Annotated in this window: 8 protein-coding genes; 5 read left to right on the top strand and 3 right to left on the bottom strand. The window is 54.6% G+C overall.

The window, feature by feature from the left end:
* Nucleotides 1-5 precede the first annotated feature (5 nt).
* Both LOC70_RS12145 and LOC70_RS12140 read left to right on the top strand, forming a co-directional pair.
* Entirely contained in the window at nucleotides 6-1523 is a 1518-nt protein-coding gene (locus tag LOC70_RS12145; RefSeq protein WP_230253847.1) for a hypothetical protein, read from the top strand.
* 51 nt (nucleotides 1524-1574) lie between these two features.
* A complete protein-coding gene (locus LOC70_RS12140; protein WP_230253846.1) occupies nucleotides 1575-3581 on the top strand; it encodes an ammonia-forming cytochrome c nitrite reductase subunit c552 in 2007 nt (668 codons plus the stop codon).
* A 109-nt stretch (nucleotides 3582-3690) separates the two neighbouring features.
* Here LOC70_RS12140 and LOC70_RS12135 read toward each other — a convergent pair whose 3' ends face one another.
* Entirely contained in the window at nucleotides 3691-6351 is a 2661-nt protein-coding gene (locus tag LOC70_RS12135; protein WP_230253845.1) for a secretin N-terminal domain-containing protein, read from the bottom strand.
* A gap of 466 nt (nucleotides 6352-6817) precedes the next feature.
* On the opposite strand from LOC70_RS12135, the gene LOC70_RS12130 reads away from it, so the two are divergent.
* Nucleotides 6818-8272 carry a thioredoxin family protein gene (locus tag LOC70_RS12130; RefSeq protein WP_315857253.1) on the top strand — a complete coding sequence of 485 codons (1455 nt, stop codon included), beginning with the start codon at nucleotides 6818-6820 and terminating at the stop codon, nucleotides 8270-8272.
* 78 nt (nucleotides 8273-8350) lie between these two features.
* Here the strand turns inward: LOC70_RS12130 and LOC70_RS12125 are convergent, their stop codons facing one another.
* Both LOC70_RS12125 and LOC70_RS12120 read right to left on the bottom strand, forming a co-directional pair.
* Nucleotides 8351-9310 carry a hypothetical protein gene (locus LOC70_RS12125; RefSeq protein ID WP_230253843.1) on the bottom strand — a complete coding sequence of 320 codons (960 nt, stop codon included), beginning with the start codon at nucleotides 9308-9310 and terminating at the stop codon, nucleotides 8351-8353.
* Between the two features lie 286 nt (nucleotides 9311-9596).
* Entirely contained in the window at nucleotides 9597-10673 is a 1077-nt protein-coding gene (locus LOC70_RS12120; RefSeq protein ID WP_230253842.1) for a hypothetical protein, read from the bottom strand.
* A gap of 617 nt (nucleotides 10674-11290) precedes the next feature.
* Between LOC70_RS12120 and LOC70_RS12115 the strand changes: the two genes are divergently transcribed.
* Both LOC70_RS12115 and LOC70_RS12110 read left to right on the top strand, forming a co-directional pair.
* Nucleotides 11291-12769 carry an arylsulfatase gene (locus tag LOC70_RS12115; protein ID WP_390889036.1) on the top strand — a complete coding sequence of 493 codons (1479 nt, stop codon included), beginning with the start codon at nucleotides 11291-11293 and terminating at the stop codon, nucleotides 12767-12769.
* Entirely contained in the window at nucleotides 12769-14769 is a 2001-nt protein-coding gene (locus LOC70_RS12110; protein ID WP_230253840.1) for a vWA domain-containing protein, read from the top strand. The genes LOC70_RS12115 and LOC70_RS12110 overlap by 1 nt, the downstream gene beginning before the upstream one ends.
* Nucleotides 14770-14778: the final 9 nt, after the last annotated feature.

Raw genomic sequence — 14778 nt, 5'->3', positions numbered from 1 at the left:
TCCCCATGAAGATGACGCCTTTCTTTACCACTTGGCTTTGCTTGTTGTCCGGTTTATCTGTCGGGTTGCTGCAGTCCTACTGTTTGGCGTCAGAAACCTGGACCATTGATGGCCAGCATTGGTCGTCGGACATCGAATCGAGCCAGAACATCGCCTTGGAGGATGGAACCGCCAAGCCGACCGAAACGACAGCGTCACTCAAAAGCAAACTGAAAACGTTCGATCAAAAACGATCGGCCAAGTCGCTGGTGGTCAGACAATCCGATGAATGGTTGAATTGGGAGCCGATTGAAAATTTGGGGCCCAGTAATTTGGGGGATGCACCCGTGATGCTTTGTTTGGGACCCAACAATTATTGGATGTTCGGTCGTTACGGAGGCGGGAAAGGCAAGCAGAAAAACAAAGCGTTTCAGCCCGAGTCGGTCAAGCTCGACGGCTTTGACATGCCGCTGCAAACGACTCGTTTTGCGAATCAATACGATGCGCCGGGAGGGCTGCAAAAACGCTTGGGTGGCTACCACGCTTGGCAGAGCACTGACATGAAGCATTGGGTGCACCACGGCCCCATCACGGAATCCTTCGCGAAATGGATGACGACGGCGGAGTACGCCGACGGCAAAGCCTACTTCTATTACGACTTTCCCAACGATCAAGATCCTCACGTGTATGTCGACGAGAATTTGTTCGATGGCAAACCGGGGATCAATCGCGGCATGGCGTACGACGACCCGTCGCATGGATCGGACTGCGCCATCATTCGCGACTTGGACGGCAAGTTTCATTTGATCCTGGAGGACTGGTCACCCATCAACGCTCAAACACACGCTTGGGATTCTCCATTGGCCGTGCACGCGGTCAGCCCGGATGGCCTACAGGATTTCAAGGTCATGCCACCACCCGTGGATGAACGCACGACGGAGACGGGGGAAACCGGCACCTACAAACATCCACACTGGGTCAAAGAAAATCCGGAGCGTTTCAAGACCAACGTTGCCGAGTTTGAAATTCATGAACCCGAGCAAAACGCCTACGGAGATTGGGCAGGCATCAGCATCGGTGGCCAGTACTATCTGTTCTGTGACTTTGACCCCGCCGACAGCAAATCGATGAGTGCTGGATGGTTCACTTCTGAAGGCATCGACCAGCCATTCACTTGGTGCGGGAACATCGGCAAAGGTCACCCGGACCCCGATGTGATGTTTGCAGAGGGCCGTTTTTATTTGGCGACTCAGCAACCTCTGGACTTCGTCAGTGACGGTCCGTGGGTCGAAAGCGTCCAAGTTCGCATGGGCGTGGATGTGGACAACGACCAATCGATTGACGAATGGACCGCGTGGACCGAGATCCACGAAACGTATGACTACGTTCCTGGCTTTTCAAAGCAAGTGCAGCGGATTCCCGCCGAACTCGGCCTGGCGTCCCTGCCACCGGGATACGGTTTTCAATTCGAGGTAAAACTGGAAGACACCACGGAAAACGCATCTCAACCGAATCTGAAAAAGATCGAAGTCACCTTCGACTGACACGCTGAATTTCTCGTGCGGAAGCAGGTTTCGATTTGTTAGAATTTCCGCATGAACTCATCGGTCATTCTTTTCAGTCTATGCGTCGGTTTGGTAGGCGGAGGCCTCGTTTGGTGGGTCAAACGGTCGGTTGCGATCGCGATGCTGGTGCCCGTCGTTGTTGTTGGTGTGGTGGCGATGGCTTTGCCACCGTCAGCGGAGCCTTTGACACGCCAGCAACAAACGGTTGAGCCTCCGCGGCAGCAACCCGACGCGTCTCCGAAACCCGAACCAACGCCGAAGGCCCAATTGACAGCATTTCGCCCAATTGAGGTCGCTGACCGAGGGTACGTTGCATCTGACGCGTGTTTGGAATGCCATCCGAATAACCATGCGACTTGGTTTGCGTCCTATCACCGAACGATGACCCAAGTCGTTCAGCCCGAAACCGTGCTGGGTGACTTCAACGACGTCAAGCTCTCGCACAATGGACAGGAGTTCCACCTGCGAGAAGTCGACGGTGTCTGCTGGGCCGGGATGTTGGAACCAACGGCGATCGAGGGAACACCCGAGGCATCACAGTGGGTCAATCGTCCCATCGTCATGTCGACGGGGTCTCATCACATGCAGGCGTATTGGTTCCCAATCGGTTTGCGACGAACCTTGGGGATTCTGCCGTTTGTGTTTTTGAAGGAGACGGAGGAATGGATCCCACGTTCGGCCGCGTTCCTGCAACCTCCCGAAGAGGAAGCGTCGCACGAGATTGGTCGGTGGAATTCTGGATGCAGCAAATGTCACTCGACCCATCCACAAGTTCGAGAAATGTCATTTGGCGAGTTCGATACGCGAACCGCAGAATTTGGGATCAGTTGCGAAGCCTGTCACGGCCCCGGCGAACCGCACATCGCGTTTCATCGAGGGACGACTAGTGGTTCCAATGTGGCTGCGGACGATTCACGCGACCCGATCGTGAACCCCGACAATCTTTCGCACGTCCGTTCCTCTCAAGTTTGTGGCCAATGTCATTCGGTGCTAACGCTCAAAGGCGATCCAGATCAGATCAATGTGGAAGGGCATGGCTTTCTGCCTGGAGAAGACCTGCGAGAGTCGCATGACATCTGGCAGCTGCACAGTCCTGAAATGCAAGAGTTGCTCCAAAACGAAGAGCTTCGTGATCGAGTCATAAAAACCAACCGAGGAACTTTCTACGCCGACGGTGTCCTGCGGGTGGCTGGACGAGAGTACACGTCGATGGAACAGTCCGAGTGTTTCCTGAATGGCGAGATGGGATGTATGTCGTGCCATCAACTGCATCAATCTTCGGATGATGATCGTCCCTCCGAAGAATGGGCAAATGACCAGTTAAAGCCGATGGCCCTTGGCAACGATGCTTGCACGCAGTGCCACGACGCGCAGCAATATGCCTCGTCGCACACTCACCACGCGGCGGACTCGGCGGGTTCCAGTTGTTACAACTGTCACATGCCCCACACCGCGTATGGGTTGCTGAAGTCCATTCGCAATCACAGCATCACCAGTCCCAATCTGAAATTGGAACTGGCGGCGGACCGCCCCAATGCGTGCAATCAGTGCCATTTGGACAAGACGTTGCAGTGGACTGCGAAGCATCTCGACGAGTGGTATTTGATCGAGCCGCCAAAGCTGGATGCCCAACAGTCGGAAACTGCCGCATCGGTTCTATGGTTGCTGAAAGGCAATGCGGCCAATCGTGCAATGGCGGCTTGGGCGATGGGTTGGTCCGACGCGCAGATGGTGTCTGGTGATGACTGGCAAACGCTTTACCTCGCCCGTGCAATGGATGATCCTTACCTCGCCGTTCGAATGATCGCCCGACGTTCGCTGCAATCGTTTCCGCATGATGTAAGCCAAGAGTTGGATCCGCTGGGAAGCGACACGGAGCGTCAGAAATCGATTCAATCCATCCTTCAGCTCTGGAAAGAACGGGCGCATCCTGCCAGACCAGCGTTGATGATCGGTTCCGACAATCAAGTGGACCAAGAAGCGATCGATGCGATCGTCCGGCAACGAGACAACACGCCCATGAAGTTGGCTGAGTGAAGTATTTCGCCCGTTCGAACGGGTCGAACTTTGTTGTATTCAAAACTGCAATGTCATGCGACATGATTGTGATTTTGCGACCGAGCCTGTTTCAAATTGCCGGGCGGCTTCATCGTTCGCGACGTCGTTCATCATCTCGTCGCCCAGAGCGGTCGTTGGTAGTTCGTCTGGAGAACAGGTCCGTTGAGGAGGCATCGGTGGTGGTCACATCTGCGCCAATAATTTGCAACGCACGAAGGACCTCCGCTTCGGTGCCTGGCGGAAGATCGATCGTTTGCACGACCGGCTGATTCTGGCTCGCGGCCAAATCACGTTCTTTCACAACCGATTGAATCTCTTCAAAAAGCTGGTCATTGCATGCCACCAGAATCTCTTGGGTTTGTTCGTCCACAGCGAGTGTGAGGCGAATGCCCGGTGAGTCATTTTGGTCTGACGAGACGACAGGACGCTCGTCTCTTTCGCGACGGTCATCATCATCGTCATCGTTGTCTCGACCACGACGAGATGATCGTGCAGCACGAGCCCGTTCTGCGGCAGGGTCGACGAGGTAATCTTTGTAGAGCGTGCGGATCAGCTCTGCGATTTCATTGACGTTTGCATATTCGACTTTGATGGCGTGTGGTTTCCGATCAATGAACGATCCGGGGACCTCCGTGGCGTCAATGATCTCTAGAAATCGTTCCACTGAAACCAATTGCTCGGCAGTGCCGTTGATTAACAGCGAATTTGTACGTTTGTCGGGCACGATGCGAATCGAATCCGAACTGGTGTCGGCTAAGAAAACGCCCGATGTCAAACCAGCGGAATTCGGTTCGTAGATCAGGTCGGTCAGTTGCGTGGCTGCCTTGGAAGCCTCCGCCACTCGCAGGTAGAAAACAGTCCAGGTTTTGCGAGCTGGCATTTGTCGCGCGAGTTCGCGAATGGTGCCTTCGACAGCCTGGAGAGCACCGGGGTCTCCTGACGAGATGATCAGTTCATCGCCATCGACGATTACCTGGACCTTGGATCGTTTTTCGTTGCTCGAAGGCAGAGCAACGGAAGTGGTTCCGATAAGAGTGTCTGCATCGCGGGACTGTTCGTACGCGGTTTCGTGTCCGAGCGAACCGGATGTCTGCGGGGCAGTTTCCGCTGGAATGCTGCGATGCAACATATCTCGGTTGGGCATGGACCATTCATCGGTGCTCTGCTCCGGTGGATCCGATGTTGCAGGATCGCGATCGGGGGAGTGTTGCCCAGGGACCACGATCCGAATTTGCGGCTGATTGCTTGGACCATCGGAGAAGACTTGGCGGGCGGCTTCTGCGATACTTCGAGCGTTGCTGCTGCCAACCTGGACGCGTCGAATACCGGGGCCTCGACCTGCAATTGATCCGGCGCGGCCCGACTCACCGAGCTTCATCAGTGCAGCCCGCACCTCTTCCACTTGATTCTCCGTGCCTCGCACGATGATGCTTCGGCTGGCTAATTCGGCTTGAATGGATGGTCGCTCGTCACGATCTGCATTTGCAAAAAGCTCATTCAAAAAGTTCGCCGCAGCGGATGGATTAGAACGACGCAGTGGTATCACTTCGACGGTTCGGCTTCCGCCTTCGTTAATATCCAATATGCGAATCAAACGTTCGACTTCCTGGTGCTGTTCGTCGGTTCCATACACATGGATGGTGTCTTGACGGCTGTCCTCATTGACGATCACTCCAGGCATCAACACGTCAATGGTTTTGGCAACCTCGCCCTCGTTTGCGGAGATCATCCCGTAGACTCGCAGGTCCGGCTCGGAGCTAGCTGCCCAATCTCGTCCCGTTTGGCCGTTTGGCACGTCGATGGACTGCAAGACTTCTTCGACCAGAGCCAAGCCTTCTGGGGTCGCGGTGACCAAAAGTGTGTTGGTGCGATCCAACGAAGAAATTTGCATGTTCATCGCCACCTTTTCTAACAACGGAATTGGAGGTGCCGACTGGTTTTCGTCGTCGCGACCTCCTCGTCCGCCGCGTTCTCGGTAGTAACGGGAGCGTTCAATTTCCGATCGTGCACCGCTCACGTTGCGAGCCATGGCTGGACCTTTCACGCCGAAAAGATTACGGACCTGCTTTTCGGCATCAGCGACAGGCAAATGGACGATCTCGTAGGAGCGAAATTCCAATTTGTCGTCGGTTACCGGAGGGCGACTGATGCGAAGGATATCGAGAGATTGCCGAAGCCCGCTGCCGAAACCTTGCAGCACAACCGAACGAGAAGATTCCAATGCGGTCGCTTCACCGAATGGCCCCAAAACACCGCGAACTTCTTCGGCGGCGGTTTCTGCATCGATTTTCTCCAGTGGAACAATCACCCTTAGCAAGTTGTTCTCGCCGTATTGATCGAGCTGTTCGACCGATATCGTTGGAATCAGATTGGCGAGCATCGGATTGTCCGTTTTCAGACAAACCAGAAATTGGTCTCGTTGTAACAGCACATGGCCCCGCGGCAGCAAATACCCGTTGAGGATGTCGATCGCTTCCTTCGTGGAGTGCGATCGATTGTCGTAGTAGCTGAAGTCGCCCGGTGGTGTGTCGGTCAGATCCAACGTCAGCCCCGACCACTCCGCAAATTGAGCCAGCACATCCGGCCAGGGTGCGTCTTGAAAAGTGAAGCGAAAGCTTTGCGAGGTTTGTTTCGGGGTTTGGGACTCCGACCCACCGGAGCCAACTGCTGATCCGGATTGAGCATGAGCTGAGCCAAGCGAAAGCAAGACAACGGTGATCTGGACGGCAATCGTTCGGGGTAAAACCATGAAGCGACGGTTGGGTGATGGACAGAGAGAGATAGAGAAGCCTCCCGTAGTGAGGGATTCGATGCACGCTTCATTGTTGACCACAGACAACTTCGTCTTTGTATCAATTGCTGCGATCCACCCTCGTTAACGAGCTCGATAAAAATTCGCCAAAATTTTCAGCATCGCAATCGACCGCAGTTGAGGAGCTGTTTGGCGACGGCCGCCACTCGGCCAGTGGATTTGCTGCTTTCTCAGCCGCGATTGGCATGCGTTATATGCCAGCGTTTTTGTGAAATTTACTGGTCTCGCATCTCTGGTTCTCATCTTTCGCCAACCCAAACTGACAATCCACATTTGGTGTAGGCACTGTCTGCACAGACCGCCTGTCTGCAAACACCACTTTGAGTGGCCATACTCGTCTTTCATTCGGTGAAGCACCAACTGTGCTATTCTGAAACTTCCGTTCCGTTGCTGTTGAGGATGAATGATGAGACTGGGGCAAGTACTGACACTGGCTTGTGTTTCACTCCTGATGTGCGGTCGAGGATCTGCAGAAGGACCGAACTGGAGTCGTGATTTCGATGCTGCGAAGGCGGAGGCAACAGCAAGCGGGCAGTCCATGTTTGTCTTGTTCACGGGGCACGGGTGGTGTCATGCGTGCGATGTCCTCGAACGGGAAGTCTTCCGGACGGAGCAGTTCATTGAGTTCACGGAGGGAAAGTACAAACTCATTGAACTCGACTACAACTTTGGCGATGGCCCCGGCGAAGAACGACGCGAAAAGAAGCTGATGGAGCTGAGAAGTCACTACCTTGCCTCCGCTGTTCCGACAGTCGTGCTGGCTGACGCGGACGGCCGTCCATACGGTTACCTCACTGGATACGAAGTTGGATCGGGGCCAGATGCCTACATCGAGCTTTTGACCTCTGCTGAGCGTGTGAGAACGCGATTTCGCGAACTGTTGAAGACAGCAGATAGTACATCGGGGACGGAAAGAGCACGGTTGCTCGACGAAGCCCTCGAAGCTATCTCACCGATGCTTGGAGAAATTAGCGAACGAGGTGACGACCCTCTCCTGAAGTTCTATGCCCCGGCGATCGATGAGGTACTTTCTTCAATCGACGAGACAGACCCAACGGCGAAGAAGTACATTGCCCTCAAAGACAGACGGGACAACTGGGCGGAAGGCGAAGCCATGTTTGAACGCCTGCAAGAATTCAATGCCACAAAAGATTGGTCGGGTGCCATCAGTTATATCGACCGCTGCCTGCCCGCCACATCGAGCGATTCAATTCGATGGAGACTGGAAGCCGCAAAGCAAACCTATCTCGAATGGGATGATCGGTACGAAGAAGCCCTGAGCAATAGTCGTCGCCTTTTGTCGGAAGACGGAATCGCGGAACAATACCGCGAAAGATTCCTTGATCGGGAGTCATACAACCTCTTTCGACTAGATCGAGTCGACGAAGCGATCAAGCACTATGACAAGCGAATTGCGGATGCTGGAAACGATCAAGAAAAGCGACTCCGCCTGCTTTACTGGAAAGCCCAGATGCTTCATGGACGTGACCCGGTATCCGTCTCGATTGAGGCTTGGCGAAGATATCGCGATCAAGTCGAGCACGGATCAGACAAGTGGTTGACCGCCACCGTCCTCCTGGCTCGTGAGTTTCAGCGTAACGGTTCGCACGAGAACGCAATTCCACTCTTCGAAGAACACCTGAATGCTGACTTGTCGAGCTGGGTGATGTTGGACGCCGCCGCAAGTCATCTTGCGTTGGGCAATCGCCGCAGGTGCCGCGAATACATTGAAAAGGCGGCCGAGCAGAACGCAAAGCTGAAAGATTCAGAACGGCTGTCGGATCAGAACCACTTCGCAATCGTGTCCGAAAGAATCAAGGAGTTGACCATGGAGCTCGGCAACCCGATCGACAAATGACCCAATTTTGACGATTCGAGTTTGGTTCTTGGCAACGAACGGACGGCTCGACCATAGATCGCATCATCAAGCCCCGAGTTAGTTGTCTCCTGCCCCTTCGGCGACGATCGAGGAGACATCCTCGCCTTCGATTAACTTATTCAGATGATCGATTCGCCAAAGATCTGCCATTCGCCATTGCTTCGCACGCTCGCGTCCAAGCTCCTTCCACACATACGTGACCTCGGTATGTCGCTCAATAATCTCTTGGCCACCACGAGTCCGAAACGTCACCGCTCTCATCGATTCAGGGACATACAATCCATCGTATTTCGTGTAGGTGTACTCGGCTTTGAAAATCGGGTTCCAAGACGTTCCTTCCAGTAGAGACACCCTCTCGCCAACGACCAGAAGAGTCGCCGGATCGAAGTAGAAAAAGATCCTGCGTTTTTTTCCAACTGGCTTTTCCACCTCAATGCGAACAACCGCTTCATCGGCAGTCTCGCGAACCAGTTGTTGGTTTGCTGTTGGACTGGTTCGCTCCGCTTTAATTCTTTCAAAGACTTTTCCTGCGGGGTCCATGAAAAGTGGAAAGGTGACCGTGCCGAACAGGGGAAACGCTGGGAGTCCTTCCATCCTATGGAAGTAGTAGGGTGAAATTTCTTTTGGAAACTTGGCTCGACGCATCCCTCCCGGGAACTTCCGAGTGACAAGGTCACTGCCAATCAGGCGTCCTGAATAGACTTCCATACTGTTGACACTCTGCGGCGAATCTTTGGCAAGTGCCTCCGAAGTGCGCGGACCACTTGTGCGCTCGTACTTCTTCAGCCCAACCACCATGTTGTCGTCTTCGCTCGCCACACTCCGCCCTTGCATCTCCAGAAAGTAGGAGTCACCAGTCTCCGGCGACCTATCAGTGAATCCGCTGTACAAGACGTCGTAGTCACGAATCTCCGCCATGGCAGCATAATGCGCCTGGAAATAGTGCTCGCCGGATCCCAGCGACGTTTCTTGTGCGGTCCCGATAGTCGTCCCGACTATTAGCAAAGTGCCAGGCACCAAGCATTGCATCCACCGTAGGAAAGGGATCGAGGGACGCTGATGGTCGCGGAGGCTTTTAGACATTTTTGTTTGCGTATTCGTGACAACAAAAGTTTGCAGGACGGTTCTCGTATCAAGAGCCTTGAGAGATTGTCCGGTGATCAACTGAAGGATGCTCGGGCAAGCCCTTGGGGGCCATCGCTAAGTGCGACTCGATCGCCCCGTGTTGGTGACGGGAGAGCATGCGTAGACATTCAACGTGAAGACTCAAAAACTCCGTGTTCGCGTTGCTGCCTTCCAAGTTTCAGATTGATTCTTCGAAGATCTTAAACGGCAAATCCTCCTTTACCGAGTATTCACCCCACCGAACCGACACGTGAATTTTCCGTGTCTTTGCTTCTGGGTTGCTTTCTCTAGTCGAAAGAAGTTTTAGTTTTTCCCGGGTTGCTACAGGGATCTTGATAGAGACACGGCACAGTGATTTGGAAACATCAAGCACCTCGCCGAACCTGGTTCGCCCTTCCAAGGTCCATTCCACGATCGGCTTGCTCTGGGAACTGCCTGTTTCAAGCGGGGCAGTCGCGTTTTCGTCACCGACAATCCGAATGACAGTCAATGAGGCTGCGAGCGATCCATCCTCGCTGGTCTTGAATAGCAACCTTGCCGGTGCAAGTTTTAGGTGTTGCGTGGGCCGGATGAGCACCTTGCATTCTGCTTGAATGCCGGTTGATGGATGCCGCATGGATATTACCGCGAAGCACTCACTGAAATTGGGCGGGACGTCCAATTGAATTTGGCCAAAACCAGAGCCATCGAAATCCCCAAACGCGGCTTTTACACGTTTGTTGTTACAGCCAACTTCCAGCAAGTCATGGTCGAAAGCCGGGTCAACAAATACGGGGAGCGTGAATTTGGTGGGTCCTGTCTTGCGATCGTATTGCAAGGAAGCAAACGGACTGTCGAACGAGAAGTGGTCAGCGACTGCGTAAGTCAGGGTGAGCCTGAGGTTGCTTTTGCCTGCACCAGGCCGTTTGAAGGACACGTGGGCCGCTCCCTTTCCCCGCCTGAGTTGCTTTTGAGGCTTCAACGCAATGGTCAGACGCCTGGTTTGACCAGGTAACAACGGGCCGTCATTAAACTTCGCGTCGACATAGTCAGAGTTGAGAATGAGCCCGTCGAAGTGATCGACTTCGTCTGTGTCATTCACCACATCAACCGAGATCTGCGTGGTGTCCGACGCGGGGACTCTGCCGCAATCGATCGTGTAGCTATTTGTGATCTTGGACGAACTGAGCTTCAACCGCTTCACCTCTTGGGCGAATGCGGGAGTTCCAGTGTCCACGCAAAGCATGAACACGCCAATGAACAATCTGACGGACACCGCGGCCCCCCTCGCAAACAGGTAATGGAAACACTTGTTTGGTCTTACCGACTGGCTAGCGAGACTTCCGCCACAGATCTCTCACGCTCAAAAGTAGGGCTGGCTTGCGATTAAGTCAACCATCGTTTTCAGCGCATTGCCAAAAGTCCGTTGCGGCTCCGGTTGAGAACCACAGTTCTCTGGCGATTGCGTCTCGTCACGGAGGCAAGCTGGCGAGTAATCGCGGCAATTGCGATCTTCAATCCGAATGAGGTGCCAAGCCGGATGGCGCCAGTCACCAATATCTGCAAGCTAATTAGAAAGCTGATCGGAACCTGCCCTCTCGGGTCTGATTTTTCACGGGGCTCATCTCGACAACGGGATTTGAGTGACGGTGCGGGAAGGAAATTCCCGTTCCGGCCGCTTATGGGGTGCGAGTGAGCTTCGGATTTGACGCGGCGTTTCGGGGCGGGGAAACTGATCGGATTGTGGGGACCGCGAAAAGCGAGACGCTGCTGCGGAGATCCCTTTGCGTCGTGACCTAGAACAACATGATTTCAGCTCTACCTATGCCGTCACCAATTTTCTGCTTGGCTTGGAAACCTTTTCGAGTCCTATCGCCAATTCAACCCGAACGAATGGTTGGGCTGCTCGCCTGTATGGCGTTGATCTTGTCGAGCGTTGTGGTGTCGAATCCGTTGAACGCGCAGGAGACAACACCGCCCAACATCGTGTTGATCGTCGCGGATGATTTGGGTTACGGAGAACTGGGGTGCTACGGACAAGAGAAGATACGGACGCCTCGTTTGGATCAGTTGGCGGCGGAAGGCATTAAGCTGACCAACTTCTATTCCGGCAACGCGGTTTGCGCGCCCAGCCGTTGTTGTTTGATGACGGGCAAGCATCCGGGCCACGCACACGTTCGCGACAATGGTGACCCCAAGATCGATCCCGCGATCCGCGAAGAATTGCAACTGGAGTTTCCGGGGCAGTTTCCGTTGCCAACTGACGAGGTCACGATTGCGGAATATCTCAAATCGGCTGGGTATCGCACCGGCGCGTTCGGCAAGTGGGGGCTGGGGCACTTCGGCACGACTGGTGATCCGAACTCGCAAGGGTTTGATTTGTTTTACGGTTTCAACTGCCAACGCCACGCACACAATCACTACCCCAAGTTTCTGTGGCGAAATCGTGTGAAGGAAGTCCAGCCCGGCAACGATCGAACGCTGCACGGTGAAACGTATTCGCAGGACCAATTTGTTGACGAAGCCTGTGCGTTCATTCGTCAGAGTGTTTCCGACGATCCTTCCAAACCGTTCTTTGCGTATTTGCCATTCGCCGTGCCTCACCTTTCGATTCAGGTGCCCAACGAAGACTTGAACGCGTACGACGGCGTGATTGAAGAAGAGGAATACACGCACCGAGGTTACCTGGAACATCCACGTCCACGTGCCGGTTACGCCGCGATGGTCACTCGGATGGACACGGGAATCGGGCAAGTGGTTGACTTGATCGATTCGCTGGGACTGGGCGAAAACACCTTGATCCTATTCACGTCTGACAACGGTCCGACCTACAACCGTTTGGGCGGTTCTGATAGCGACTACTTCGAATCCGCCGATGGACTGAAAGGCTTGAAAGGGCAATTGGATGAAGGTGGCATTCGCGTGCCATTGATTGCTCGTCAAACCGGCGTGGTGCCCGCGGGCAGAACATCGGATTGGGTCGGTGCTTGGTGGGACTTCCTGCCGACGCTGGCGGACGCGGCTGGCGTAGAAGTGGATCCGGCAACAATTGACGGGATTTCCTTTTTGCCGCTGTTGCAGGGAGAATCGAACCAGCCGACACACGATTTTCTCTACTGGGAATCGCCTGGTTATTCCGGACAGCAAGCGATTCGGATGGGGCAGTGGAAAGCCATCCGCAAAGGGCTGGCTCGACGCCCAAAGAAGAATACCACCGGACCACCGGCGTTTGCGTTGTACGATCTGGCAAATGATCGGGCGGAGACCACCGACGTCAGCCAGCAACATCCTGACGTGATGAATCGAATTCTTGCCATTGCGGAACAGCAGCATGTTCCCAGTGAGCAGTTTCCTCTGCGGGCGATTGATTGATGAATTCCATTCGGGAAGAGATTCGAGACCATCTGAAAGATCATCCTTGGCTGATTTCGATGATCGTTCACACGGCGTTGTTGCTGGTGATGGGGCTGTGGGTCTTTCCCGATTGGATGGAGCAACGCGGGCAAGTCATCACCGCGAATTTCGCGGAGATGAGCGACGAGGATTCGAGCTTCTCACTCATGCCGACTTCGGCGATTGAGTTGCCGGAGATGGGTGAGATGCCTCTGGAGGAGCAACCCGTCGACACGTCGGCGGAGACTGCATTGGTCACGTTGGCAACTCCCGAGTGGATCAACGCAGCAGAAACACTCGCGGATTCGTCGGTCGAGGAACTGAAACAAGACAACTCGACCCGTTTGGCATCGATCCGAAAGTGGATGGCGAAAACGGGAGGCGAGGTCACGACGGAACGCAGCGAGTCCACCACCGAGCAGATCGGTGCGGCGGATGGAATCGAATCAGCGACGCAAGCGGTTGAAAATGCGATTCGAGGTGAACTGTCACAAGGCGACACATTGGTGGTGTGGTTGCTGGATGCTTCGATCAGTTTGCAGCTGAACCGAGATCGGATGGCGCAGCGGATTCGGATGTTCTACGACGAGATCGGTGCGTTGACGCGACCGGAATCGTCCAAGCAAGTCGATCGACATCGTTTGTTCAGCAGCGTGGTCGCATTTGGTCGTGCGAACCGCGAAGTCTCGCCGCCATCGTTGATTGGCGTGAGTGCGATCGATGCGATGACCCGAGTTCCCGTCGACACGAGCGGGGTGGAGAACACGATGACCGCCGTGGAACAGGTCATTGAACATTACCGGTACGGCCGGAACCGAAAAGAACGATTGATGATCGTTCTGTTGACGGACGAGTCGGGTGACGACGTGGCCAAACTCGAACGGACCATCGACCAATGCAAGAAAGCCAACGCGGTGGTGCATGTGCTGGGACCGACCGCGGTGATGGGGATGCAAAAGGGTTTGCAGCGATGGACGGCACCGGGACGAGGTGGTGAGTTCTTTTTGACCGTGGACCGCGGCCCCGAATCAGCGGTGCCGCAAAGGATTTTCTTGCCGTACTGGCATGAAGCGGAGGTGCCTCTGAAAAACGCCAAGGTGCAACCGGTGGCGGCGTTGCCTTGGTACGGCACGGCTTATCGCGAAAGGGTGTTGTCGGGGTTTGGCCCATATGCGCTCACTCGATTGGCATTGCAAACCGGAGGCACGTTCACGTTGTATGACGACGGCGTGGATGATCGCTACGACGTCGATCGGCTGCATGAATATTTGCCGAGCTATCAATCCGTCGCGGCGGTTCAGGATGCCATGCGATACAGTCCGCTGCGTCAGTTCGTGGTTCAAACGGCAGAATGGAGCATGAATGAAAAGGAGCTGTTGGCTCCACCGCAGATGTTGTTCGTGGGAAAACGAGCGGCGTTGAACCCGACTCAGTTCACAGCACTTTATCTCACGCCCAGTGCCTTTCGTTCCCAATCGGAAAACTTGCTTCGACGTGAGAAAACTCGGTGTGAGAAAGCCATGCAAGCGACCGAGCAATGGCTGGACAAGTCACAAACTCAGGACTGGCAATCACTCCTGGACGAGGAAGAATCACCTCGATGGCGGGCGGCGTATTTGTTGTCACGCGGCCGGATGTTGGCTGTGTTGGCGAGGTACTACGAATACCTCGCGGCGTGCGAACGCGCCCCGCAAACAATCCAGTCTGACACGAACTTCATGCTCTTCTTACCATCGGCTCGCTTGCACACTTCTGAGGGAGCGGCATTGGCCGAACGAGCCAACGAGTTTTTGCAACGCTGTGCTTACGAACATCGGCAAACACCTTGGGCGGACTTGGCCAATTGGGAATTGGACAAGGGAGTCGGAATCGACATCCAAACTCGGGTGATGCCTCGGCCTGCACCACGACCGGCGGCACCGCGAATGATGACGCGACCGGGAGGCGGATCCTCGGGCCCAACCATTCCTTCGTTGTGAATGACAAGA

Source organism: Rhodopirellula halodulae (genome assembly GCF_020966775.1).
GTDB lineage: Bacteria > Planctomycetota > Planctomycetia > Pirellulales > Pirellulaceae > Rhodopirellula > Rhodopirellula halodulae.
Note: the sequence above shows the minus strand (reverse complement) of the source record. Positions and strands in the feature narration are given on the sequence as shown.